Here is a 26,794-nt window from a genome sequence, read left to right on the forward strand (position 1 = left end):
TAACCTCAATGGATGATGTATTAAATTCAGGCTGGCAACCCGATTTGGGTGACGGGCATTATCAGAACCCTGTCTTGTATGCGGATTATTCAGACCCGGATATTGTCTGTGTGGGCGACAATATTTACATGGTGGCTTCAAGTTTTAACCATATTCCGGGCCTGCCTGTTCTTCACTCAACAGATCTGGTGAACTGGAAAATTATTAACCATGTTGTGCAGCGGATTAACTATCCCGCCTACGACAATATGCAGCCCGGCAAAGGGATCTGGGCACCGAGTATTCGTTATCACAACGGGCTGTTCTGGGTGTTTTACAGCATGCCTGATGAAGGCATTTTTATGTCTTACACCGCAGACCCGGCCAAAGACTGGAGCGAGCCGCATTGTATTAAAGCGGTGAAGGGCTGGATCGATCCTTGCCCGTTCTGGGATGACGACGGGCGCGCATGGCTGGTTCATGCGTTTGCTTACAGCCGTTCCGGGATTAAACATCAGCTACAGCTTTGTGAAATGGCGCCCGATGCGACATCTCTTCTTGATGAGGGAAGCATCATTTTTGATGGCGCGGTTTCCCATCCGACCATTGAAGGGCCAAAAATGTATTGGCGTAATGGCTGGTATTACATCTTCGCTCCTGCCGGGGGCGTCGAAAGTGGCTGGCAAACTGTATTACGTTCGCGACAGATTAACGGCCCGTTTGAGTCCCGGGATGTGTTGCATCAGGGCACCTCGAAAGTGAATGGCCCGCATCAGGGCGGATGGGTCGAGCTGAAAAACGGGGAATGCTGGTTTATGCATTTTCAGGATGCTGCACATAATGGCCGGATAGTGCACTTACAGCCCATGCGCTGGAAGCATGATGACTGGCCGGAAATCGGTGAGAAGGTTGATGACGCAGGGCCCGGGCAACCCGTGTCGGTTTACCCAAAACCCATGACAGGCAAAGAGGGTAAATCCTGCAAACCGCAAACAACTGACCGCTTTGCTGACGGCCGTTTTGGCCTGCAATGGCAGTGGCAGGCGAATCCGCAACGTGACTGGATTATTCCGTCACCGGAGGGGCTGAAACTGGTCTGCCGGCCTTTTGGTGCGCGGTCTTTGTACGACACACCCCAACTCCTTTTGCAGAAATTATCCGCACCTCAATTTACGGTAACTACGCGTCTGACTCCGCATTTTAACCACGACGGGGAACAGAGCGGCTTGATTGTCTATGGCGAGAGATATGGAGCGGTTTCGGTGTGCCGGCAGGAAGGCGGATGGGCGCTGGTGTTTGATTTCGGCTGGATGAGCGATAAAGGTGTTCTGAGTCAGAAAAGAACCGTGCTGTCGACGCTCATCCGCAACGAAGCGGTGTTCATCAGAGCGGAGATATTGCAACGTGGTGTCTGTCATTTCTCTTTCAGACAGATCGAAACCGAAGAGTGGAAAACCGTTGAGCCACAACTAGCAATTTCAGCGGGGAAATGGGTAGGGGCAAAAATCGGTATTTACTCTGCCGCGTCCGGACTGGACTCAGATGCAGGATACAGCGAGTTCTCGTATTTCGAGGTAAAACGTCACTAGTCATAAAAGCCAGCTCCGTCAGGAGCTGGCTGTCTGCGATTTAAAGCACCTCTCCGTTACTCTCAATCACTTTCTGATACCAGCCGAAGCTCTCTTTTTTAGAGCGCGCCATGGTGCCGGTGCCGTCATCGTTCTTATCGACGTGAATAAAGCCGTAACGTTTGCTGTACTGGCCCGTGGTAAACGACACGCAGTCGATGCAGCCCCACGGCGTGTAGCCCATCAGATCCACACCATCTTCCAGTACGGCTTTTTTCATCTGCTCAATATGGGCTTTCAGGTAGGCGATGCGGTAATCATCATGAATGATGCCGTCCTCCCCCGCTTTGTCGATAGCGCCAAAGCCATTTTCGACAATAAACAGCGGCTTCTGATAACGTTCGTACAAGATATTCAGTGTGTAGCGCAGACCCACCGGATCAATCTGCCAGCCCCAGTCAGAAGCTTTCACGTGCGGATTCGGTACGCTGCCCGCAAAACCGGACAAGCCGTTATCATCACTGGGATTGTGTGCCGATATGGCGTTACTCATGTAATAGCTCAGGCCGATATAATCTGCGCAGCCGTCGCGCAGCGCCTGTAAATCGCCGTCTTCCATGTTGATGTTAAAGCCGCGTCGTTCCCATTCTTTCAGCGTATAGGCCGGGTAATAACCGCGCATATGAACGTCGCTGAACAGGAAGCGTTCGTGCATCGCTTCGACGGCATACATCACATCGTCCGGGTGGCAGGAAAACGGATACAGCGGCACCATGGCGATCATACAGCCAATCTGGAAATCCGGGTTGATGTCATGGCCGAGTTTGACCACTTTGGCGCTGGCCACAAACTGATGATGCAGCACCTGATACATTGTTTCTTCCGGATTTTCCTGTTCGGTGAATACCACACCGGAGCAGCAATAACCGAACAGCGGATATTTCCAGTTACGCTGGTTATTGATCTCGTTGAAGGTCATCCAGTATTTCACTTTGCCTTTGTAGCGTTCCATCACCACCTGGCTGAAGCGTACAAAGAAATCCACCACCTGACGGTTTTTCCATCCGCCGTATTCTTTCACCAGATGCCACGGCATTTCGAAGTGGGAAAGGGTGATGACCGGCTCGATATTGTATTTGAGCAACTCATCGAACATATCATCATAGAATTGCAGTCCGGCTTCGTTTGGCTGTAATTCGTCACCGTTCGGAAATATACGCGTCCAGGCAATCGAAGTGCGGAAGCATTTGAAACCCATTTCAGCGAATAAAGCGATGTCTTCTTTGTAATGCGAGTAGAAATCGACGGCTTCATGGTTTGGATAGCTGTAACCTTCAAGCACGCCGTCGGTCATCACGCGGTCAACGCCGTGTGCGCCGCCGGAAAGCACATCGCAGATACTGATGCCTTTACCGCCTTTGTTCCAGCCGCCTTCAACCTGATGCGCCGCAACCGCGCCGCCCCATAAGAAATCCTTTTGTAACTGATGGCTCATTTGATTCTCCTCGATACCTGGTGAGGGCAGAGTGCTTCTGCCCTGTAGAACGTAATCTGTGACTTAATTCATTTCAGCCTGGGTGGCGCGTGGTGTTTCTGCCTGCGGTTTTTGGGTTGCGGCGACATCCGGCTCATCTTTGAAGCCGACCAGCCAGGTGAACAGCGCGCCGAGGACAAACGCGACGGTAATCGACAACAGGAAACCGAGGAACTGCGGCATATGGCCTTCTTTGAAGAACACCGGCAGTACGGCGATACCCGGCAGGCAATAGCTCCACGACACCGCATTAAAGGAACCGGCAATCGCGCCGCCGATACCACCTGCTACGCAACTGCACAGGAACGGTTTTTTTAGGCGCAGCGCCACACCGTAAATTGCCGGTTCCGTGATACCGAACAGACCGGTGACGCCAGCAGACAGTGAGATACCTTTCATTTCGCGACTGCGGGTTTTCAGGTATACGCCAAACATGCTGCCGGTCATGGCGAAGACGGCAGACGCCTGCAGACCGGTAAAGGTGTCATAACCCAGCGTGGCGTAGTTGCCGACGGTGACGGGTGTAATGCCCCAGTGAACCCCCAGGGTGACCAGTGGCTGCCAGAAAGCTCCCACCACAAAACCGGCAATCGTCGGGCTGAGGTGATAGAGCGTGTTGTAAACGCCGCCAATAGCACCGCCAATCAGATTACCCACCGGCCCGAACACCAGCAGCGTCATGGGCACCATAATCGCGATACAGAACATTGGCGTGAACAGGTTACGGATCACCACCGGCAGGAATTTATTAAAGAAATGCTCGATATAAGACATCGCCCAGACCATCAGAATGATCGGGATAACGGACGCGGTATAGCTCAGGTATTTCACCGGAATCCCCAGGAAATCCAGAGTGGGTGCCGAAACCGGAATGCCGACAACATTCTGTAAAATGTTGGCGATATCAGGATTACTGACTGCTTCGCGCATCAGTTGTTGCATGGCCGGGTCAGCGGAGTTGACCGACGTGATTTTGAACGCCGTCAGCATATTCATGTAATCGGGGCTGATCAGTGCACAGGCGGTAATGACGGCGGTGAAAGGGTTGACGTTGAATTTTTTCGCGGCGGTGAATGCAATCATCACCGGCAGGAAGGTAAAGGCCGTCCAGGAGACAAAATTCAGGATACGGTAAGTGCCGCTGCTGGCGTCCATAATCCCGACGGCGGCCAGGAAGGAGATAATCCCCTGTAAGATACCGCAGGCGGCAAGCTGATAAAGGAAAGGCGTAAAGATGCTGGAAATAACGTCCATGACACGGCTGACAATACCGACATTTGGCGCTGAAACCGGCGCGTTTTCATCAATCCGGATCAGTTTCAGCACCTGTTTGTAAGCATCGCTCACGTGGTTGCCGATCACCACCTGCATTTGTCCGCCGGCTTCGATAACGGTGATAACGCCTTTCACACGTTTTAATTCTTCTTTATCGACCGCTTTATTATCTTTCAGAACAAAGCGTAAACGTGTGGCGCAATGTGTGATACTAATCACATTATTATCGCCGCCAATATATTTAACGATCTCCTGAGCTGTCTGAGCGTAATCAATAGCCATTATTTATTATTCTCCTGCGGGTATACAGAGGTGAGTTTTTTTGTTTTTTTACTCGTTGGTAGGAGTGTAGCAAAAGAAAGTATATTGTCACGATATAACAAAAATCGAATCGGGTGATTTGTTACTTCTTTAAAACACCCTGTTTTTTCATTGCGCTGAGTCACGTTTTATTAAAGGTAATTTCTTTCCGATAGTCTCGATAATATAAAGTACCGGGATCTGCGTGGTAATATTATATTGCCCTTCGAGGACTATTTGTGGCATGTGGTAAGAGATGTTGAGGTCTGCCATCCGCGCCAGTGTTGAATTCTCGCTGTTAGTCAGGCTGATGATCTGGCAATTATGCTGGCTGAACTGCGTAGCGAAACGCAGCACTTCTTCCGTTTCACCCGAGACAGAAAGAATAATGGCGATGGCATCTTTATACATATCGCTGTTGATCGGGAAATAAGGGTCGTCAATAAAGGTACTGAATTTCCCGACATTAGAGAAAAAGCGTGCACTATACTTGCCTAATGAACCTGATGTTCCCACGCCCACAAATATAATACGTTGCGCATTGGCAATCTGGCGGGCTGCGTTTTCTAATAATTCATCAAACTCACTGTTATTAATGCTTTTGAAATAACTGATGATCTCACTGATACCAAATGATACCGGTGGCTTTTCTTCATGTTCTAAAAACAGCTTAAAGCGGATGCGGAATTCAGAATACCCCTCGCAGTCCATTTTCTTGCAGAAACGCAAAACGGTCGTGGTCGAGACGCCTGCGGCATCTGCCAGTTCACGAATGGTCATGTACATCGCCTTATCGCCGTTTTTGACGATGTAGTTGTAGACCGTCAGCTCCAGTTCATTTAACGCGGAAATGGCTTTATGTGTGAACATTCAGATGCCTGTTTGCAAAGAGCGGATAAAGGATGAACACGGTGTCAGAGATATTTTAACATCGTCACTTCACAATCAACATGGCCGGTATTGCCAAGTGCGCAATCAATGTGGTGAAAACCCAGACGCTCATACAGTGCAATGGCCTGGGTCAGACTGGCAGTGGTTTCCAGATAGCAGCGGGCAAAACCCTGCTGGCGCGCATGTTCAATAGCCTGTAAGGCCAGTCGTTTTGCCAGCCCCTGACCGCGCAGTGCCGGCATAAAATACATCTTCTGCAATTCACACAGATCACTCTCTGCACCGGATAATGGCGCGACGCCGCCGCCGCCCGCAACCACCCCGTCAAGTTCTACGACCCAGTAGGCGCAGCGCGGCTGACTGTAGGTTTCAAACAAATGATCCAGATTTGGATCCGCGACGGTATAGCCTTTATCGGCGGTCAGGCCAAATTCGGCAGAAACGTGGCGGATCACGTTGGCGATGGCTGCATTATCTTCATGGCGTATCGGTCGCACCCGCACGCTGACAGGAAGGGAGGTCGTCATGTTACTCACTCAGTTTCAATAACAGGTAATCAAACAGACCGTTTTAATACCACCTTAGGGCCTGCTGATGCAACGCCGCAGGCGTTTCCCGGTGGTTTTACTTATCTCAGATGAGCATTTTTCCCCTGTACTGAAGGCAACTATTCTTTGCCTCCAGTACAGGGACATGATCAAACCTTCCTCGTTACACCCGTTGCGATGCCCCTTCCTTCTTTTAAGAAAGGCATTCTGCCAGCCTTTCAGAAGGCCAGATAAAATATCAGTTAATAATTAATACCACGTTAACCTGCGCCAGGTTCAGGTTCAGCGTAAAGGCGGAGAGTGTTTAAGAATCGCTATCACTTATCGCTGACGCGTATTATTCCTCGTTATCGGGTAAACAACTTTCCGAACGCTGAATGTACTATTTAGTAATCTTAAATGCTGGTGTATCTGTATGAATGATCGGAAATTTATATGAATTTTCTATTTTTCTAAAAAACGGACAGATTTTCATTCTAATTTGTTAAAGGTATAGTTCAGTAAAGTTTATTTCCTCATAGACAGAATGTGTAAAGCTGGCGTTTTATATCACTGTCTGCTTTTCTTTTAAATTGATTTTAATGAATAAAATCAGATCATTTGTATTAATAAAATACATCAAATTTACTTACAGGTAAGGAGACCAACAATGAGTAACTTGACTATGATTGAGGGTGAGAATACGAATTTTCGTAACACACCTGAGATCAGAGGGCTGGAAAGCATGAAAGAGAACATACTCACCGATCGTTTTAAAATGGTGAAAAATTTTGATCTCAATTTATTAACTACGTTTGAGGCTGTTTTCATTCATCGTAGCGGAACCAAAGCGGCGGATGCTCTTGGCATCACACCTTCCGCTGTCAGTCAGGCTCTGGGGCGTTTGCGGGTTCATTATAATGATGCGTTGTTCATCAGGGATGGTAAGGCGCTGGCACCCACAACCGTTGCAGTGGGTATACATGAAGGGCTGGCAGAGGCTTATGACAATCTGATTGCGAAATTGCAGAATATCTCATTTGATTCTGTACCCACCCGCCTTGTTGTTAACTGTTCACCTTACTTATCTATGTTTACCATGAATGTGATGCGCAAGGTGCTGGATGAAGTGGCACCTGATTGCGAGATAATTCATCACGTCAGCAATAACTCTCTGACTGATATCGAAGAGTCGCTGATTTTCCGTAAAGCAGACATTGTTTTTGATATTCATCCGCACATTAGTCACTCCCGGGTAAGCCAGCATATTGCCGATGAAATGCCGGTCCTGATTTGCCGCGGTTCACATCCGCGCATCAAAGGAACGGTGACACGCGAACAGGCAATTGCTGAAGAGTATATTTTTGTGGATTCGGAAAGTGCCAGCGCTTTATCTAACCGGCTGAACGTGAATAAGATGCTGCAGCACGAAAGAAAAGTCAGATACATCAGCCCTTCATTACTCTCTATTATTTCAATGGTTGAGGTTTCTGACCTGCTGGCGTTTGTTGCCGAACGTTTCTATGAAAAAGTAAAAAATTCGTTCGATGTCCAGAAGCTGGAAATGGAGTTCGATTTACCTTCTCAGCCGATATATATGATTTATAACAAAGCGGCTCTTAATAACCAATTTTTTGCCACGCTGGTAAAAAAAATGACCGAGCTTTTTGTGGACGCGCATAACAACGATTCTCAGCCCTGAAGCAGATTAAATAAAAAAGGCCAGTCAGATTACGCTGACTGGCCTTCGTTTTTATTGTGTTTTAACGCTTACGGATAACCGGAATTACAGCGCGGCAATCGTGGCTTTCTGTTCTGCCAGTTTCACTTTTGCTTCGCCACAGGCCGTCAGACGTTCACGTTCTTTGGCGACGACGGCTTCCGGCGCACGCGCCACGAACCCTTCGTTAGACAACTTGCCTTCGATGGAGGCAATCTCGCCGTCCAGTTTTGCCATCTCTTTGTCCAGACGGGCCAGTTCGGCATCTTTATCAATCAGACCGGCCATTGGGATCAGCAGTTCCGCACCTTCCACCAGTTTGGTGACAGAAACCGGGCCTTTGTCGCCAGCAGGCAGAATGGTGATGGATTCCAGACGTGCCAGCGATTTAATAAAGCTCAGGTTCTGTTCCACACGACGTTGTGCATCTGCACTTGCGCCGCGCAGCAGCAGTTCCAGCGGTTTAGCCGGGGACAGGTTCATTTCAGCACGCACGTTACGGATAGCGATGATCGCCTGCTTAATCCACTCCAGATCAGCCAGCGCCAGTTCGTCCGCTTTTGCTGCGTCAAACTCAGGGAAAGGCTGCAGCATAATAGTTTCTGCCGTGATGCCTTTCAGCGATTTCACGCGCTGCCAGATGGTTTCTGTGATGAACGGGATGATCGGATGCGCAAGACGCAGCAAACCTTCCAGCACTTCTACCAGTGTATGACGGGTGCCGCGTAGCTGGGCTTCGTTGCCCCCGTTCATCACCGGCTTGGTCAGTTCCAGATACCAGTCACAGAACTGGTTCCAGGTGAATTCATACAGAATGCTGGCAGCCAGATCGAAGCGATAGTTATCCATCGCTTCACGGTAAGTTTTTACCGTGCGGTTATATTCCGCGAGGATCCAGCGGTCAGCCAGTGACAGCTCAAGTTCGCCGCCGTTCAGGCCGCAATCCTGATCTTCGGTGTTCATCAGTACAAAGCGGCTGGCATTCCACAGCTTATTACAGAAGTTACGGTAGCCTTCAAGACGCTTCATGTCCCAGTTGATGTCACGACCGGTAGACGCCAGTGCCGCCAGTGTGAAGCGCAGGGCATCAGTACCGTGCGGTTCGATACCGTTCGGGAATTGCTTCTCGGTGCGCTTGCGGATTTTCTCTGCCAGCTGCGGTTGCATCATGTTGCCGGTACGTTTTTCCAGCAGATCTTCCAGCGAGATACCGTCGATCATATCCAGCGGATCGATAACGTTACCTTTGGACTTGGACATTTTCTGCCCTTCATCGTCGCGGATAAGCCCCGTCATATAAACGGTGTGGAACGGAACCTGCGGCTTGCCGTTCTCGTCTTTCACAAAGTGCATGGTCATCATGATCATGCGCGCGATCCAGAAGAAGATGATGTCGAAGCCGCTGACGACCACGCTTGAAGGGTGGAAGGCTTTGAGGTCAGGTGTCTGTTCTGGCCAGCCCAGCGTGGAGAAAGTCCACAGACCGGAAGAGAACCAGGTATCGAGCACGTCTTCGTCCTGAGTCAGTACAACGTCTGCGCCCAGGTTATTTTCGCTGCGTACTTCCGCTTCGTCGCGGCCAACAAATACGTTGCCTTCGGCGTCATACCACGCCGGGATACGGTGTCCCCACCACAGCTGACGGGAAATACACCAGTCCTGAATGTCACGCATCCAGCTGAAATACATATTCTCGTATTGCTTTGGCACGAACTGAATGTCGCCTTGCTCAACGGCTTCCACCGCCACTTTCGCCAGCGGCGCAGTCCGCACATACCACTGGTCAGTCAGCATGGGCTCGATAACGACGCCGCCACGGTCACCGTAAGGCACAGTCAGATCATGAGGTTTGATTTCTTCCAGCAGACCGGCTTCGTCGAAGGCAGCGACCACGGCTTTACGCGCAGCAAAACGCTCAAGCCCACGGAACTGTTCAGGGATCTCATTGCTGCAGGCATCCGTTTCTTCGCCGTTGGTATCGAAAATTTCAGCGGCCTGGCGGATATCGCCATCAAAAGTCAGAATGTTGATCATTGGCAGGCCGTGACGTTTACCGACTTCATAGTCGTTAAAGTCATGCGCCGGGGTGATCTTCACGCAGCCGGTGCCTTTTTGCATATCGGCGTGTTCATCGGCAACAATCGGGATACGACGACCTACCAGCGGCAAAATGATCTCTTTGCCGATCAGATCCCGGTAACGCGGATCTTCCGGGTTAACGGCCACGCCGGTATCACCGAGCACGGTTTCCGGGCGCGTCGTCGCGACCACCAGGTAATCTTTGCCTTCAGCGGTTTTCGCGCCGTCAGCCAGCGGATAACGCAGGTGCCACATGGAACCTTTTGATTCGCGGTTTTCCACTTCCAGATCGGAAATCGCGGTGCGCAGTTTCGGATCCCAGTTCACCAGACGTTTGCCACGATAAATCAGATCTTCTTTATACAGGCGAACAAACACTTCGCGCACTGCGTCAGACAGGCCTTCATCCATCGTGAAGCGCTCGCGCTCCCAGTCTACGGAATCGCCCAGACGGCGCATCTGGCGGGTAATGGTGCCGCCGGATTCTGCTTTCCAGTCCCAGATTTTGTTGATGAAGGCTTCGCGGCCATAGTCGTGACGGGTTTTGCCTTCTTCTGCGGCGATTTTACGCTCAACCACCATTTGCGTTGCGATACCCGCATGGTCAGTCCCCGCCTGCCACAAGGTGTTTTTCCCTTGCATGCGCTGATAGCGGATCATGGCGTCCATGATGGTTTGCTGGAAAGCATGACCCATGTGCAAGCTGCCGGTGACATTCGGCGGCGGGATCATGATGGCAAAGCTTTCTTTACTGGTGTCACCATGTGGCTTGAAATAGCCCTGTTGTTCCCAGTGCTCGTAAAGCGGCTGCTCGATGTCTTGCGGGTTATATGTCTTATCCATTTCGCTTCGTATTTTCGTCGGTCGATGTGGTGACTGAGGGCGTCGGGGCCGTCGTCAAAGAGAAACCCACGCTGCGATAGGCTTTGTAGCGTTCGCGCGCAAGTTGTTTAAGGGAATCTTCGTAAGGAACGAAGTCTACCACTTCATGGAAAGCAGTAGCAAAATCTGCAAACTCAGGCATCAGGCTGATGAGCAAGTCGCGCGGGGCATTACCGCGTTTTCCCGGCCAGCATAATTCAACCGGCGCGCCAAAACGCGGCCCTTCGCCAGCCAGGTTATGCGGGACAAAATGGCCCGGTTCGCGTTGCCAAAGCGCCTCATCCAGGCGTTCAGCCTGTTTTTGGTCTTCACAGGCCAGCAGAACACGTTTGCCCATCCGGTAACGTTCAGCGGCGACCACGCAGGCCAGGGCTTCGTGTGAGCTGAGCTCGCCACTGGCGTCCGGCGCATCGAGAAGAAAGAAGGTTGCCTGTTTCATGATGAGTTCACTGTGCTGCTGAGAAAAAAACAGGGGCGCAACTGGTGCGCCCGCCTGTGACAGGTCTGGCGAACCAGACCCTGATAGTGAAGATTATATCTTATTTAGCGCTGGAATCACTCATCGCCATCCAGGCCTGCACGGTTGAGCAGGAACTGTGACAGCAGTGCCACCGGACGACCGGTCGCACCTTTGTTCTTACCTGAACGCCATGCAGTACCGGCGATATCCAGGTGCGCCCAACTGTATTTACGGGTGAACCGTGACAGGAAACATCCGGCGGTGATAGCCCCGCCCGGACGGCCGCCGATGTTTGCCATATCCGCAAAATTAGAATCCAGCTGTTCCTGATATTCATCAGCCAGCGGCAGACGCCATGCGCGGTCACCCGACTGTTCGGATGCACCGATCAGTTCATGAGCCAGCGGATTGTGATTCGACAGCAAACCGGTGATGTGATGGCCAAGGGCAATCACGCAGGCACCGGTCAGCGTGGCGACGTCAATCACCAGCTCAGGATCGAAACGCTCAACATAAGTCAGCGCATCGCACAGCACCAGACGGCCTTCGGCATCGGTATTCAGCACTTCGACAGTCTGGCCGGACATGGTGGTCAGAATATCGCCCGGACGGAATGCCTGACCGCCTGGCATGTTTTCACAGCCAGCCAGCACGCCAATGACGTTCAGCGGCAGATTCAGTTCAGCCACCACACGCATCGCGCCATAAACCGCTGCGGCGCCACACATGTCGTACTTCATTTCGTCCATATCCGCGGCGGGCTTAATGGAAATACCGCCGGAATCGAAGGTCAGACCTTTACCGACAAGCACGATAGGCTTAGCGTCCGGATTAGGATTTCCTTTATATTCCATCACCGACATCAGTGATTCGTTTTTCGAACCCTGACCCACCGCCAGATACGCATTCATACCCAGCTCTTTCATCTGCTGCTCGCCGATAACGCGGGTTGTGATGTTGGTGCTGAACGCATCTGCCAGCTGACGGGCCTGTGACGCCAGGTAAGCGGCGTTACAGATGTTGGGTGGCATGTTGCCGAGATCTTTCGCGGCTTTAATACCGGCAGCCACCGCCAGACCGTGTTGAATAGCGCGCTCACCACTGGTCAGTTCACGGCGGGTCGGCACGTTGAATACCATTTTACGCAGCGGACGGCGGGGTTCGGTTTTATTGCTTTTCAGTTGATCGAAGGTGTAAAGCGATTCTTTGGAGGTTTCGACCGCCTGACGCACTTTCCAGTAAGTATTACGCCCTTTAACGTGCAGCTCGGTGAGGAAGCAAACGGCTTCCATAGAACCGGTGTCGTTCAGGGTGTTAATGGTTTTCTGGATCACCTGCTTGTACTGGCGCTCATCCAGTTCGCGTTCTTTGCCGCAACCAATCAGCAAAATGCGTTCTGAAAGAATATTCGGTACATGATGCAGTAAGAGGGTCTGGCCCACTTTGCCTTCAAGTTCGCCACGGCGAAGCAGGGCGCTGATGTAGCCATCACTGATTTTATCGAGTTGTTCGGCAATCGGTGACAGACGGCGAGGTTCGAAAACGCCGACTACAATACAGGCACTGCGTTGTTTTTCCGGGCTACCGCTTTTTACGCTGAACTCCATGCACTCTCCTGAATCTTAAAGACAAGGGCGGGAGGTACGGCTAGAATGAGTCGCCGGAGACACTCTCCCGTCATTGTGTTAACGACCTGTGTTAACCTTAAACGGCGTTAGTTTTTATTTTGGCGGCTATAAGCAAGTTCCTATAGGACACCCCAATTCTCGGTGTTGTAATACTATTTTAGCTGCGAAGGTTGCCATATGATGAGAATAAATGACGGATTAGCGATGAAACTAGCGATTTTCCTTCAAAAAGACAAGTTTTCACAGGCGTATTAAGCGTGATCATCATTAGATATCTGGTTAGGGAAACCTTCAAGAGCCAATTTGCCATTCTGTTCATTTTGCTTCTCATCTTCTTCTGTCAGAAGCTGGTCAGAGTGCTCGGAGCAGCGGTCGATGGCGATATCCCAACAAATTTAGTTCTCTCACTTCTGGGCCTTGGCGTTCCGGAAATGGCGCAGCTTATTCTGCCGCTCAGTCTGTTCCTCGGCCTGCTGATGACGCTCGGTAAACTTTATACCGACAGTGAAATCACGGTCATGCATGCCTGTGGCCTGGGAAAACGCTCACTGGTCATCGCCGCACTCATTCTGGCGCTGTTTACCTCATTCTTTGCCGGTGTGAACGCGATCTGGCTCAGCCCGTGGTCGTCCAAACATCAGGACGAAGTGCTGGCGGAGGCGAAAGCCAACCCGAGCATGGCCGCAATGGTGGAAGGTCAGTTCCAGCAAGCCCAGAACGGCAATGCGGTTCTGTTCGTTGGCAGTGTTAAAGGGAAAGAGTTCCATAATGTGTTCCTGGCACAGCTGCGACCGAACGGCAACCAGCGGCCTTCCGTCGTGGTGGCTGATAAAGGCCATATGTTGCAGCGTGCGGACGGTTCCCAGCAGGTGATGCTGGATAAAGGCACCCGTTATGAAGGCACGGCGCTGCTGCGTGATTTCCGCGTGACAGACTTCACCGATTATCTGGCGGTCATCGGCCATCAGACAGTGCAGCTTGACCCTAATCAGTCTGATCAGATGACCATGACGCAGCTCTGGCACTCTTCTGAGCCGGAAGCGCGGGCAGAGATGAACTGGCGTTTAACGCTGATCGTTTCAGTGTTTATCATGGCTTTGCTGGTGGTTCCGCTCAGTGTGGTGAACCCCCGTCAGGGGCGCGTACTCAGCATGCTGCCGGCTATCCTGCTGTATCTGATTTTCTTCCTGCTGCAAACCTCGCTGCGCTCCAACGGAGCCAAAGGTAAGCTGGATCCGATGCTCTGGATGTGGGGGACCAACCTGCTCTATCTGGCACTGGCGCTGGTGCTTAATGCATGGGATACCTTGCCGGTTCGCAAAATCCGTGCGCGTCTGAGAGGAGCTGCCTGATGTTTGGCGTATTAGACCGTTACATTGGTCGCACTATTTTCAACACCATCATGATGACGCTGTTCATGCTGGTGTCACTCTCCGGCATCATCAAGTTTGTCGATCAACTGCGTAAAGTCGGGCAGGGCGGATATTCTGCCGCAGGGGCAGGTTTATATACTCTGCTGAGCGTACCGAAGGATATCGAAATCTTCTTCCCGATGGCGGCATTGCTGGGCGCATTGCTGGGCCTCGGCACGCTGGCAACACGCAGCGAGCTGGTGGTGATGCAGGCTTCCGGCTTCACCCGTATGCAGATTGCGGCTTCTGTGATGAAAACCGCTATCCCGCTGGTGCTGCTGACCATGGCGATTGGTGAATGGGTGGCGCCGCAGGGCGAACAGATGGCCCGTAACTACCGTGCACAGGCCATGTACGGCGGTTCACTGCTTTCTACCCAGAACGGATTGTGGGCAAAAGACGGTCACGATTTTATCTATATCGAACGCGTGGCCGGTGAAAAAGAGCTGACCGGCGTCAACATCTACCATTTCGATGAAGAGAATAAACTGCAGTCGGTCCGTTACGCTTCCTCCGCGACCTTTGATAATGGCGAGTGGAAACTCTCGCAGGTGGATGAGTCTGACCTGACGGATAAGCTGCAAATCACCGGTTCCCAGACACTGACCGGGGTATGGAAAACCAACCTGACGCCGGACAAACTGGGTGTTGTGGCACTCGACCCTGATGCGTTGTCGATCAGCGGCCTGCACAACTACGTGAAATACCTGAAGCAGAGCGGACAGGAAGCAAAACGTTACCAGCTGAATATGTGGAGTAAAATCTTCTCGCCACTGTCGGTTGCAGTGATGATGCTGATGGCGCTGTCATTCATCTTCGGGCCTTTGCGCAGCGTCCCGATGGGCGTACGTGTGGTGACCGGTATTTGCTTCGGTTTTCTGTTCTACGTGCTTGACCAGATCTTCGGTCCGTTAAGCCTGGTTTATAACATTCCGCCGATTCTGGGCGCCTTGCTGCCGAGCGGACTGTTCTTCGTCATCAGTATGTTCCTGCTGCTGAAAAAACGCTAAATCCGGCAGTGCACGGATACCGATAAACAAAAAGCAGGCCCTTTACCGGGGCCTGCTTTTTTTACGTCTGTCTGCAGAGATGAGCAATCAGATCTCGTTATTGCGCACCAGATCAGCCACCAGATCGTTCACGCCATCACTCATATTTTTAAACTTGGTCAGTTCGCTGCGGGTCACCACCACGAACACGCCCACACCGCGCTGCGGCACCATCGCGACATAGGTGATAAAGCCACCGCCGCCGCCGGTTTTCTGAATGATGCGTGGCAGCAACGGCGTCGGCGCCATGGTTACCCAACCCATTCCCAGCGAGTCCGCCATTCCCGGCACATCCATCCCTTTGAGCGAGACCAGGTCCGTGCGCTTGTAATACATCTTCTGCGCCATGTCGGCGGTCGCGGTGCGCTGGCCGAGGAACTGACGCATCCAGCGGCCCATATCGGCAGGCGTGGAATAAAGACCACCGCTGCCCGCTGCTGCTATCGTGTTAATACACGGGCTCGGACGCAGACCTTCCATCAGGCGTGAACACTGGCTGGCGTTTGGCGTCAGCGTGGTATCCACCATGCCCAGCGGCTGAGTGATTTGATCGCGCAGCAACTGGGTATAAGGCTGATTCGCGGCCTTCGATAACGCATCGGAAAGCAGGTCAAACGCCAGATTTGAATAAGAGGCACGCGCACCCGGCGGCACGGTGAGCTTGGCGACACTCAGCCAGCTCCAGCGATCACTCTTGGTCGGCCAGGTAAAGACTGCCCGGTTCGCCGCACCACCCGGCTGCTCACGCGGCAGGCCGCTGGTGTGCGTAGCGAGATTGAGCAATGTGATCGGATTTGTACCGCTGTAAGCAGGAACGCGGGCACCGGCCGGGGCATATTTACGCAGCGGATCATTAATACTGACTTTGCCCTGCTGCGCCATTTTCACCAGCACTTCACTGGTAATCAGCTTGGTCAGCGAGGCGATACGCACCACGGAGTCTTCACGCGGGCGCAAATCGGAGCCGGGACGGGTTTCCCCGAAACTGCGGAAGACCTGCTGATTATTATCGACCACCACCAGCGCCATTCCCATCGCGCCGCTGCCGTAAAAGATGTGTTCTGCATGGTCATCCACGACCTGCGACGCCAGACGCGCATTCTGCTGCGCGTGGCTCCATAAAGGCGTACTGGCGAAGGCCAGCGCGAGGAGCGAAAGTGAGAGTTTTTTCAACAAGCTGGTATCCATCAACAGGGCAAGATCTATTCGTGATTTGTATACTAATGCGAAGTTTGAGAAACGGCATTGGAAAAACGTGGCCAGACAGAAGATTTTTGTCAGCAAATCCTCCCTGTGTTGCGGAGTATGTCTGTTTTTTCAACACTTAAACCGAACAAGGCGGGATAACTATTGCGTGCCCGGCTGGTCTGGGTATAATGCCCACGTTTTCCGCATACTACTTACAGTGCCGAAGTGGCGAAATCGGTAGACGCAGTTGATTCAAAATCAACCGCCGCAAGGTGTGCCGGTTCGAGTCCGGCCTTCGGCACCATTAGTATGTAAATAGACCTCAACTGAGGTCTTTTTTTATGCCTAAAATCCAGTCCCCGCAAGGCTTTGCCCCGCTTTTCAGTCAACCGACGTCATTCTGAGTTACCCCACATCAACATGCTTGTGAGTATAGAACCGAGTATATATGCTGGTTCGATAATGCTTATATACTCACGGCAGCATATGGAAGGAATACCATCATGGCCCTGACTGATACCAAGGTGCGTTCGGCAAAACCTGAAGCAAAGGAATACTCGCTCGTCGATGGCGACGGCATGTTTTTGCTGATACACCCTAACGGCTCCAAATACTGGCGTTTCCGCTTTCGCTTTGGCGGCAAGCAACACCTTATGGCCTTTGGCGTATACCCAGAGACATCTCTGGCTGATGCCAGACATAAAAGAGAAGCTGCCAGAAAACTGGTTGCGGCAGGCATTGACCCCCGCGAACAAAAGCGTGCAGTAAAAGAAGAGTTGGCGAAAGAAGTCTTCACCTTTGAAGTGGTTGCCAGAGAATGGCATGCGACTAATAAGAAGTGGTCGAAAGATCACTGCAATCGTGTTTTGAAAACGCTGGAAGACTTTCTTTTCCCGGCTATCGGTAAACACAATATCACTGAACTTAAGACTCGAGATTTACTGGCACCCATAAAAGCCGTGGAGAAGTCTGGACGTCTTGAGGTGGCTTCGCGTCTGCAACAGCGCACAACAGCAATCATGCGCTATGCCGTACAAAGCGGTTTGACCGATTATAATCCCGCTCAGGAAATGGCTGGTGCCGTCGCTACAGCAAAACGGCAACATCGTCCCGCCTTAGAACTTAGCCGCACTCCTGAACTACTTCATCGTATCGACACCTACACCGGCAGACCGCTCACTCGTTTGGCAATAGAGATGACATTGCTGGTCTTTATCCGTTCAAGTGAGTTGCGTTTCGCCCGCTGGTCAGAGATCGACTTCGAGACAGCTATGTGGACGATTCCGGCAGATCGCGAACCATTGCAAGGTGTTAAGCATTCTCACCGTGGATCTAAGATGCGAACGCCGCATCTGGTACCGTTATCTCGGCAGGCACTTGCAGTCCTTGAGAAAATAAAAGGACTAAATGGTAATCGGGATTTAATTTTTGTTGGCGATCACGACCCGCGAAAACCGATGAGTGAAAACACGGTAAACAATGCACTCCGGGTGATGGGTTATGACACGAAAGTTGAAGTCTGTGGTCACGGATTTCGAACCATGGCATGTAGTTCGTTAATTGAGTCGGGGATATGGTCTAAGGATGCAGTAGAGCGGCAGATGAGCCATCAGGAGCGGAACTCTGTGCGTGCGTCTTATATTCATAAGGCGGAACACTTGGATGAACGCAGGCTAATGCTGCAGTGGTGGGCTGATTATTTGGATGCGAATCGGGAAAAGGGGGTTAGTCCGTTTGATTACTCTAAAGACAAAAAACGATAGCAATAATTTGTTATAAGTTCCTGCAGACCAAAGTATCACTAATTGGCATATGACCTCACTGGAACCTATGTCGGGTATTTATGCCCGACATGTATCCTGTACTTAAACATCTTGAATATGCATGTCTTCCTGTCCATACGTTCAATGTTTTCCCAACTGATGTAATTTCATTTCAGCTTGAATTTTTTTTGTTTTTTTCGCATTTTGGGATACGATTTGCATCGTTAAGCACAACGATAAGGACCATTATGATCCGCTGCCATCTTGCTCGGCTCATGGGCGAACATAAAATGCGAATAGCCGATGTTGTCAGGGAAACTGGCCTGAGTCGCAACACTATCACTTTGCTTTACAAAGAGACGGCTCAGAAGGTTGACCTAGATACATTAGAAAGGCTTTGCGTGCTTTTTGGCTGTGAAATACACGATTTACTGCAAAAGGTTCCTGCTTCGCAGAATCGTACAGAGAAAAATTAATGACACTGATTAACCTAAAAGATCTCGAAGCCCATCTTTGGCATGCAGCCCATATCATCACCGGGCCTATTGATGCGTCAGATTACAAAACCTACATTTTCCCAATCCTGTTCTTCAAGCGCATTTGTGACGTATATGACGAAGAATTTGCCGATGCGATGGAGAGTGTTGGGGATGCAGAGCTTGCTAAGGGGAAGATGTTTCACCGTATTCAGATACCTGAAAATTGCCACTGGCGCGATGTTTTCGCTGAGACCAAAGACATTGGCCAGGCTTTAAAAGACTCCTTCCGTGGTATAGAACTGGCAAGCCCTAAACTGCATGGTATTTTTGGGGATGCTAGTTGGACCAATAAAGAACGCCTTTCTGACGAGTTGCTGGCTACGTTACTCAATCACTTCAATAAGGTGAATCTTGGTGTTGCAAGTGTCCGTGATGATGTCATGGGCCGCGCATACGAGTATCTGATCAAACGCTTTGCAGACAAAGCCAATAAGAAAGCCGGTGAGTTCTATACCCCACGTACTATCGTTCGCCTAATGGTTAACATTCTTGATCCAAAAGCCGGTGAGAGCGTTTACGACCCTGCTTGTGGTACTGGCGGTATGTTGCTCGAGACTATTCACCATGTAAAAGAAAACGGCGGTGATCCGCGCTTACTAAGAATTAAAGGTCAGGAAAAAAACCTGACCACCGAAGCCATCGCGCGAATGAACCTGTTCCTGCACGGTCAGGAAGATTTCGATATTGTTCGCGGGGATACGCTGCGTGAACCTAAGTTTTTACAAAGCGATCGTTTAGAAACCTTCGACTGTGTTGTTGCTAACCCACCATTTAGCTTGAAGGAATGGGGATACGATCTGTGGTCGAGCGATCCCTATGGCCGTAAGCAATATGGTCTGGCGCCTAAAACAAATGGTGATTTTGCTTGGGTGCAGCATATGTTTGCTTCACTTAACGACAATGGGCGTATGGCTGTCGTGTTGCCTCATGGTGTGCTGTTTCGTGGCGGAGCTGAGGGGGGAATTCGAACCAAATTGCTGCAAGAAAATCGTATTGTGGCGATTATTGGTGTCGCTTCCAATCTATTCTACGGAACTGGTATTCCAGCGTGTATTTTGGTGCTGCGCAAATCACGCCCGGCAACACATAAAGATCATGTATTGATCATCAATGCTGAAGAAATCTATACCAAGGGGCGCGCGCAAAATACGCTGTCCAACAAGCAGGCTGATGACATATACCAAATTTACCATGGACTTGCTCAACAGGGACCGGATGCAAAAGAAATCGAAGGCGTTGCACGTTGGGTACCTCTGAAGGAGATTGAAGAAAATGACTTCAATCTAAATATTGCTCGTTATGTGCAAAAGCCACTCGAAGAAGAAACCATCACTGTGGAAGAGGCGCTCAAAGATTTTCAACGGAAGCTGGCTGAGCTGGAAAAAGCCGAAGAGGAGCTGGAAGCCCTGCTTATCAAAGAAGGGTTCGAGGTATGAGTAATAAAAAGCTGGAAGAGTTGCTCTGGGGAGCCGCCGAATTTCTTCGTGGCCAAATTGACGCATCAGACTACAAGCAGTATGTCTTCCCGTTGCTGTTTTACAAACGCCTGTCAGATGTCTATCTGGAAGAATATAACGAGGCGATGGAGCTCCATGAAGGCGATGCAGAATATGCCGCCATGCCGATGTTTCACCGTTTCAACATTCCCTCTGAAGCCAACTGGGAAAAGGTCCGCAATACCAGTAAAAACATTGGTGAAGCGATCCAGAATGCGCTTCGACTGATTGAAGCCAATAACCCGCGTTTACACGGCGTCTTCGGTGATGCGCAGTGGACCAATAAAGAGCGCCTGCCCGATCATCTGCTGGCTGATCTGATTGAACATTTCAGTAAAATTCCGCTGGGTATTAAATCTGTCGCCCAGGATGATCTTGGTGAAGCCTACGAATACCTGATTAAAAAGTTCGCTGATGATTCCGGCCATACTGCCGCAGAGTTTTATACCAACCGAACAGTCGTGCATTTAATGACGCGCATTATGGGCTTAAAACCGGGGGAAACAGCCTATGATCCTACGTGCGGTACTGGCGGGATGTTGCTAAATGCAGTGATGGATGTTCGTGCAAGAGGTGAAGAGTGGCGCTCTGTGCACCTTTATGGCCAGGAAGTGAATCTGCTGACTTCCGCTATCGCCCGTATGAATATGTTTCTGCATGATATCGAAGAGTTTGACGTGCTGCGCGGTGACACCTTGGCTGAGCCAAAGTTTATTGAAAATGATCGACTTAAGCAGTTTGATGTGATTTTTGCCAACCCGCCGTACTCCATTAAGAAATGGAATCGTGATAAGTTTGCTGCCGATCCTTATGGACGTAATCTCTATGGTGTGCCGCCGCAGGGCTGCGCCGATTATGCATTTTACACTCATATTATCAAAAGCTTAAAACCCGATACCGGTCGTGCTGCTATGCTCTGGCCACATGGCGTGCTGTTCCGCGACTCTGAGCAGGCTATTCGTAAACAGGTGATTGAATCGGACATCATTGAAGCAGTGATTGGCTTGGGGCCGAACCTGTTCTACAACTCGCCGATGGAGTCTTGCGTGGTGGTGCTTAATTGCAATAAATCTGCTGCTCGCAAAAATAAGGTGCTGTTTATTAACGGAGTGGATCATGCCACCCGCGAACGAGCTCATAGCCGCCTATCCGATGAGAATTTAACAGTGCTATGTGAGGCTTACTTTACACCTGAAAAACAAAGTAATATCACCGCGTTGGTTGATATCGACGTTATTAAAGAGAATCTCTATAACCTGTCAATTCCACTATATGTGCAAGCACAAAGTAATGGTGAAGTACATAATATTCAACATGTAATTGAGGAGTGGAAAATAAGCCGTACGCAGCTAAAAAAACAGACTAATAAATTATTCCTAAGCCTTGCAGACTTTGGGTATAACGTTGAAAGCAAGGTGGAGCAGTAAATGACGGAACAACAATTATCGGAAGGCTGGCAGATAGTTAAGTTTGGCGATATAGCTAAACATATCTCTAAACGTGTTGAGCCAAGTGAAACGGACTTGGAAATCTATGTCGGTTTGGAGCACTTAGATCCGGATAGCCTAAAAATTAAACGTCATGGCATACCAAGCGACGTTGAAGGACAAAAGCTTTTGGTGAAGAAAGGCCAAATTATTTTTGGTAAGCGCCGCGCCTATCAGCGTAAGGTGGCGGTGGCGGATTGGGATTGCATCTGTTCTGCTCATGCGATGGTGCTGGAAGCCAATTCAGCAAAGGTGATTCCTGATTTTTTGCCATTTTTTATGCAGTCTGATGTATTTATGAATCGTGCAGTGGCGATTTCTGAAGGTTCATTATCTCCAACAATTAAGTGGAAAATTCTTGCACAGCAAGAGTTCCTTATCCCACCTACTGATAAGCAAGAAACTTACGTATCTATTCTAAAGAAGATATCTTCAGTGGTGGCGAGCTCAGAAAGTGCTTTGGCACAGGCAAATTTGCTACATGATGTGTTAGGTATAAAGAGTTATAGCACTACAAAAAAACTAACTCCCCTAGATAGCTTGTGTATAAAAATTCAGGATGGAACTCATTTTTCACCCCAAAACATCGGTTCATTTGGTGACTATCAGTATGTAACATCCAAAAACATTCGTATGGGTAAAATGGAGTTTTTAGAAAAAGAATATATTTCACAAGAAGAACACAAAAAAATATACACCAGATGTGATGTTAGAAAAGGAGATATTTTACTTACAAAAGACGGAGCTAATACAGGTAATGTATGCCTAAACGAACTCGATAGTGAAATTAGCTTACTCTCTAGTGTCGCCTTTTTAAGGGTGGACCCTGATAAAGCAGATTGTAACTATGTTTATCACTGGCTAATGTTGAGAACTACACAAAGAGATATCTCATCACAAATGGCTGGGAATGCGATTACTAGACTTACATTGAAAAAAATAAAATCAATGATGATCCCAGATCTTTGCCTAAAAGAGCAAAAGCGAATAGGTGATCTTCTAGCTAGAAGTTACGCATCAATCCAAATATTTAACAACAAGATTGAACATCTAAAGATATTGAATAGAGCAATCCTGGCAGCTGAAGAAAATTAATGGGATGAGATAATGTTTAACGAACAAACCGTCACAGAAAATGGAATTATCGACCGCTTAAAAGGTTTAAGCGGGGTCAAGTGGACATACTGCCACGGAGAAAATCTGCCTAAACAAGCGCAGGATATCTTCGTTGATGAGTGGCTAAAAGACGCGCTTTGTTCGTTAAACCCCGATATCGGTCGACAGCCTGATTATGCCGATGAGGTCATCTACAAATTGCGGGGAGTGGTTTTAGAAGCCCGCCATACTGGTTTGGTAAAGGCCAATGAGAACTTCCAGGAATGGTTGATGGCTGAGAAAACCTTGCCGTTTGGCGAGAATGGCGACCATATCACCATCAATCTGATTGATTTTGACAATATAGAGAATAACCACTTTGTGGTGGCACAGCAGGTCCACTATATCGCGGCCACTGAAGTCTATTTTGATATTGTCCTGTATGTGAACGGTATACCACTGGTGGTGGGCGAAGTTAAAACCGCAACGCGCCCTAGCGTGACATGGCAAGACGGTGCCGCCGACTTCATGGGTGGAAAAAAGTACTATTGGAAAAATGTAGAATCTTTCTTTGTACCTAACCTGTTGTGCTTTGCCAGCGAAGGTAAAACTTTTGCCTATGGTGCAATCAATGCCCGAGTTAAAGACTGGGGGCCTTGGCATAGTACTGAGCTTCGTGATGAGATTCTGCCAGGATTGGCATCGGTACTCAACAGCTGCGAGAGCTTGTTAAATCCACAGACCTTATTGCAGCTACTGGAATCTTTTGCATTATTTTCAACCGTCAAAACAGGAAAAAATACTCCACCTAAACGCGTTAAAATCCTGCCGCGTTATCCGCAATTTGAAGCAGCAAAACAAATCGTTGAGCGTGTTCGTAGAGGCTATCCAAAGAAAGGTCTGATTTGGCATTTCCAGGGATCGGGTAAATCCTTGCTGATGCTTTACGCTGCTAAAATGCTGCGTGCCGATAATGCGTTAAAAAATCCGACGGTACTTATCGTTGTGGACCGGCGAGATCTGGACAGCCAAATTAATGAAACTTTTGGTGGGGCCGACGTTAAGAATCTGATTAAAGTGCAAAGCTGCAAAAAGTTGGGCGAATACATTGAGCAAGACAGCCGTGGCATTTTAATCACCACCATCTTTAAATTTAAAGATATCGAAATTGACGATAGCAACCCCAATGGCTTGAACAACCGTGACAACATCATTGTGTTGGTTGACGAAGCTCACCGTACCCAGGAAGGTGGGTTAGGCGAGAAAATGCGCTGGGCATTGCCCAATGCTCACTTCTATGGCCTGACTGGCACACCGATTTCTGGCATTGATCGTAATACATTCAAGTTGTTCGGTGCTGAAGAAGATCCGGGTCGCTATATGAGCCGCTATAGCTATAAGCAGTCGATCCGTGACGGCGCGACTAACCCAGTGAAGTTCGAACCTCGGCTGGCGGAACTCCGAGTGGATCGTGATGCCATCAACGAAGAGTTTGAGCAACTCGTTAATGAAAACAATCTGGATGAAGAAGAAAAAGCAGCATTGTCCAGACGTGCCGGCAAGCTGGCTATCATGCTGAAATCCCCCAGACGCATGGCTGCGGTGAGTAATGATATTGTTGAGCATTTTACCAGCCATGTTATGCCGAAAAAGATGAAAGGCATGGTTGTGGTATACGATCGCGAAGCCTGCGTACAGATGTATTACCTGCTCGGGGAAAAGCTTGGTTTTGATGCAGTTGAAGTGGTTATGAACGTTGACCAGGCTCCGGTTAAAGCTGAAGAGGGTGGTAAAAAAGATAAGCTCAACAAGGACTGGCTCAAATGGCATGACGAATTGGAGCTACCTGTTAAACAAGCCGATTTCGAACGCTGGCAGCACATTGATGCGGAAGAGCAGGTACAGAAGGATCTGATTGAATGCTTTAAAGATCCTGAGCATCCGTTACAGCTTATCATCGTTACCGCCAAGCTGCTTACGGGCTTTGATGCGCCAATTTGCTACTGCATGTACCTCGATAAGCCTCTACGCGATCATACTCTTCTTCAGGCCATGTGCCGAACCAACCGGTTGTACGAAACCGATGATGTACGCAAGGACATGGGATTAATTATCGACTACCTCGGTGTTTTCGAAAATCTGCGTACCGCTCTGGCCTATAATCCTGAAGAAATTGAAGGGGTTGTAGAAGGAATTGAGGCATTTAAAGAGCTATTGCCTTTACAACTGAATAAATGTCTGTCCTTCTTCCCTGGTATAGATCGTTCTATAGAAGGTTTTGAAGGCATTATGGCTGCGCAGGAATGCCTGCCAACCAACGAGAAACGCGATGAATTTGCTGCCAGCTTTGGTGTGTTATCCAAGTTATGGTCAGCTATCAACCCAGACCCTTTTTTGACCCCTTATCGTCAAGACTATAAATGGCTGGCGCAAATTTATGAATCGGTGCGTCCGGTGGGGCAGACTGGTGCGCTTGTTTGGGCCGCCCTTGGCCCCGAAACAATCAAGATGATCCATGAGCATACTGATATCAATCGTATTCGCGATGATATTGACGAGTTGGTCATGGACGAGCACGCTATTTTTACCCTGACCGCTAAAGAGCAGGAACAACGCGCCAAACGCCTGGAGATTGATCTTATGGGGCGTTTGCGCGGCAGTCATGATCCTAAATTTGTGGCTTTGGGCGAGCGTTTGGAAAAACTGCGTCAGGACTATGAAGCTGGTGTTATCAAGGCCATCGACTGGTTGAAAGGCCTGTTGGATGCTGCGAAAGATACCGTACAAGCCGAGCGCGAAACGGGCGAGCGCCCAGTAACTGAAGCTGATAATAAACAGGCTTTAACTAAGCTTTTCTTGGAAACACGCCCGGAAACTACCCCTAAGTTAATCGGTGATGTTGTAGAGCAAATTGATAAAATCGTCAAAGCTACCCGTTTTGATGGCTGGCAAAACTCCAACAGTGGCCCTCGTGAAATCCAAAAGGCACTTTTGCTGACTTTGGCTCAGTTTGGGCTAGGGAAAGATAAAGAATTGTTCCGGAAGGCGTATGGGTACATTGAGGAGTATTATTGAATTTATTCAATGAATTAACTTTATTCACTGATTACAGAATGCAACTGAGGCACTTTGAGCACAGCTGGTCTGGGTTGCACGCTAAGTGATAGTGTAAGCACACCTGTTTTAGTTCCACGCACTTTTTGAGACTTCCGGGTTTTCGGTCATCAGCCGGTACTCTTCCGGCGTCAGGTTGTTCAGGGATTCATGAGGCCGCTCGTTGTTATATTCAGCCAGCCAGCGCTCCGTTATTTCTCGTACTTCATTCAGTGTCCTGAACAGGTAAAAATCCAGTATTTCTGTCCGGTATGTTCGGTTAAACCGTTCTATAAACGCGTTCTGTGTTGGCTTACCCGGCTTGATAAATTCCAGCATCACACCATGTTCTTCGGCCCATTGCGCCAGTGCCAGTGAGACCAGTTCTGGCCCGTTATCCATCCGCATCTTCAGCGGATAGCCGCGGTTTGCCACTATCCTGTCTAGCACTCTCACGACGCGTTGCGCCGGGATATTCAGGTCAATTTCTATCGCCAGCGCTTCACGGTTAAAATCATCCACCACATTGAAGGTCCGGAAGCGTCTACCACACACCAGCGCATCATGCATAAAATCTATCGACCAGCTCTGGTTAAGTGCTTCCGGCGTCGCCAGCGGAGCCGGATTGCGCACCGGCAGACGTTGCTTTCCCTTACGGCGAAAATTCAGTTTCAGCAGGCAGTAAATCCGGTGAACGCGTTTGTCGTCTAATCAGTCAATATCTGGATCAGATGGGGTCTTTGTCGTCTTCGTAGTCATTTTTTAGATGCTACAACATGTTGCCAGACGTCGTCTTCATTCCTATGTGATTCCCGCAGGGGTATTGCCC

At 49.6% G+C, this 26,794-nt stretch carries 18 protein-coding genes, 1 tRNA gene and 1 pseudogene; 11 read left to right on the plus strand and 9 right to left on the minus strand.

The features are described 5' to 3' along the window. Nucleotides 1-8: 8 nt before the first annotated feature. Nucleotides 9-1,568, plus strand: coding sequence for a glycoside hydrolase 43 family protein (locus tag EVX52_RS20360; protein ID WP_240783491.1), 1,560 nt, complete (start codon nt 9-11; stop codon nt 1,566-1,568). 40 nt (nt 1,569-1,608) lie between these two features. Here EVX52_RS20360 and EVX52_RS20365 read toward each other — a convergent pair whose 3' ends face one another. The 4 genes from EVX52_RS20365 to EVX52_RS20380 all read right to left on the minus strand — a co-directional run bounded on the left by EVX52_RS20365 (nt 1,609) and on the right by EVX52_RS20380 (nt 6,074). Then, entirely contained in the window at nt 1,609-3,042 is a 1,434-nt protein-coding gene (locus EVX52_RS20365; RefSeq protein WP_129992004.1) for a 6-phospho-beta-glucosidase, read from the minus strand. 63 nt (nt 3,043-3,105) lie between these two features. Further along, nucleotides 3,106-4,638 carry a PTS transporter subunit EIIC gene (locus tag EVX52_RS20370; RefSeq protein ID WP_129954659.1) on the minus strand — a complete coding sequence of 511 codons (1,533 nt, stop codon included), beginning with the start codon at nt 4,636-4,638 and terminating at the stop codon, nt 3,106-3,108. Between the two features lie 147 nt (nt 4,639-4,785). After that, the gene (locus EVX52_RS20375) at nt 4,786-5,526 is read right to left on the minus strand and encodes a MurR/RpiR family transcriptional regulator (protein WP_129954658.1); all 741 of its coding nucleotides are present in this window, start codon (nt 5,524-5,526) and stop codon (nt 4,786-4,788) included. A gap of 44 nt (nt 5,527-5,570) precedes the next feature. After that, complete coding sequence (locus EVX52_RS20380; protein WP_129954657.1) at nt 5,571-6,074, minus strand: GNAT family N-acetyltransferase; 504 nt, start codon at nt 6,072-6,074, stop codon at nt 5,571-5,573. A 670-nt stretch (nt 6,075-6,744) separates the two neighbouring features. Between EVX52_RS20380 and EVX52_RS20385 the strand changes: the two genes are divergently transcribed. Further along, nucleotides 6,745-7,776 (plus strand): LysR family transcriptional regulator, encoded by a 1,032-nt coding sequence (locus EVX52_RS20385; RefSeq protein ID WP_235173385.1) that lies wholly within the window; start codon nt 6,745-6,747, stop codon nt 7,774-7,776. 84 nt (nt 7,777-7,860) lie between these two features. Here the strand turns inward: EVX52_RS20385 and EVX52_RS20390 are convergent, their stop codons facing one another. The 3 genes from EVX52_RS20390 to pepA all read right to left on the minus strand — a co-directional run bounded on the left by EVX52_RS20390 (nt 7,861) and on the right by pepA (nt 12,822). After that, nucleotides 7,861-10,716, minus strand: a complete 2,856-nt coding sequence (locus EVX52_RS20390) for a valine--tRNA ligase (RefSeq protein WP_129954655.1) — start codon at nt 10,714-10,716, stop codon at nt 7,861-7,863. Then, a complete protein-coding gene (locus tag EVX52_RS20395) occupies nt 10,709-11,194 on the minus strand; it encodes a DNA polymerase III subunit chi (RefSeq protein ID WP_129954654.1) in 486 nt (161 codons plus the stop codon). The genes EVX52_RS20390 and EVX52_RS20395 overlap by 8 nt, the downstream gene beginning before the upstream one ends. A gap of 116 nt (nt 11,195-11,310) precedes the next feature. After that, a complete protein-coding gene (pepA, locus tag EVX52_RS20400; protein WP_129954653.1) occupies nt 11,311-12,822 on the minus strand; it encodes a leucyl aminopeptidase in 1,512 nt (503 codons plus the stop codon). Nucleotides 12,823-13,100: 278 nt separating this feature from the next. Here pepA and lptF point away from each other — a divergent pair, with 278 nt between their 5' ends. Further along, entirely contained in the window at nt 13,101-14,195 is a 1,095-nt protein-coding gene (gene lptF, locus EVX52_RS20410) for an LPS export ABC transporter permease LptF (RefSeq protein WP_129954652.1), read from the plus strand. Next, nucleotides 14,195-15,265: an LPS export ABC transporter permease LptG gene (gene lptG / locus EVX52_RS20415; protein ID WP_129954651.1), complete on the plus strand. Its 1,071-nt coding sequence runs from the start codon at nt 14,195-14,197 to the stop codon at nt 15,263-15,265. The genes lptF and lptG overlap by 1 nt, the downstream gene beginning before the upstream one ends. Before the next feature lie 87 nt (nt 15,266-15,352). Here the strand turns inward: lptG and ampH are convergent, their stop codons facing one another. Continuing rightward, a complete protein-coding gene (gene ampH, locus EVX52_RS20420) occupies nt 15,353-16,492 on the minus strand; it encodes a D-alanyl-D-alanine-carboxypeptidase/endopeptidase AmpH (protein ID WP_129992005.1) in 1,140 nt (379 codons plus the stop codon). A 219-nt stretch (nt 16,493-16,711) separates the two neighbouring features. Here ampH and EVX52_RS20425 point away from each other — a divergent pair. The 7 genes from EVX52_RS20425 to EVX52_RS20455 all read left to right on the plus strand — a co-directional run bounded on the left by EVX52_RS20425 (nt 16,712) and on the right by EVX52_RS20455 (nt 25,947). Then, nucleotides 16,712-16,796, plus strand: a tRNA-Leu gene (locus EVX52_RS20425). A 199-nt stretch (nt 16,797-16,995) separates the two neighbouring features. Then, nucleotides 16,996-18,255 carry an integrase arm-type DNA-binding domain-containing protein gene (locus EVX52_RS20430; RefSeq protein ID WP_129992006.1) on the plus strand — a complete coding sequence of 420 codons (1,260 nt, stop codon included), beginning with the start codon at nt 16,996-16,998 and terminating at the stop codon, nt 18,253-18,255. 248 nt (nt 18,256-18,503) lie between these two features. Next, nucleotides 18,504-18,731: a helix-turn-helix transcriptional regulator gene (locus EVX52_RS20435; RefSeq protein WP_053263402.1), complete on the plus strand. Its 228-nt coding sequence runs from the start codon at nt 18,504-18,506 to the stop codon at nt 18,729-18,731. Continuing rightward, nucleotides 18,731-20,230: a class I SAM-dependent DNA methyltransferase gene (locus EVX52_RS20440; RefSeq protein ID WP_129992007.1), complete on the plus strand. Its 1,500-nt coding sequence runs from the start codon at nt 18,731-18,733 to the stop codon at nt 20,228-20,230. Before EVX52_RS20435 ends, EVX52_RS20440 begins: the two co-directional genes overlap by 1 nt. Next, entirely contained in the window at nt 20,227-21,717 is a 1,491-nt protein-coding gene (locus EVX52_RS20445) for a class I SAM-dependent DNA methyltransferase (RefSeq protein ID WP_129992008.1), read from the plus strand. Before EVX52_RS20440 ends, EVX52_RS20445 begins: the two co-directional genes overlap by 4 nt. After that, on the plus strand, nt 21,718-22,872 hold the full coding sequence (locus tag EVX52_RS25345) for a restriction endonuclease subunit S (protein ID WP_165385192.1): 1,155 nt from the start codon (nt 21,718-21,720) through the stop codon (nt 22,870-22,872). 12 nt (nt 22,873-22,884) lie between these two features. Continuing rightward, nucleotides 22,885-25,947 carry a type I restriction endonuclease subunit R gene (locus EVX52_RS20455; RefSeq protein WP_129992009.1) on the plus strand — a complete coding sequence of 1,021 codons (3,063 nt, stop codon included), beginning with the start codon at nt 22,885-22,887 and terminating at the stop codon, nt 25,945-25,947. Nucleotides 25,948-26,055: 108 nt separating this feature from the next. Here the strand turns inward: EVX52_RS20455 and EVX52_RS20460 are convergent. Further along, nucleotides 26,056-26,667: pseudogene (locus EVX52_RS20460) on the minus strand (IS3 family transposase); the annotation flags it as partial. Nucleotides 26,668-26,794 lie beyond the last annotated feature (127 nt).

It is taken from the genome of Rahnella sp. CFA14(1/10) (genome assembly GCF_004195095.1).
Lineage (GTDB): Bacteria > Pseudomonadota > Gammaproteobacteria > Enterobacterales > Enterobacteriaceae > Rahnella > Rahnella perminowiae.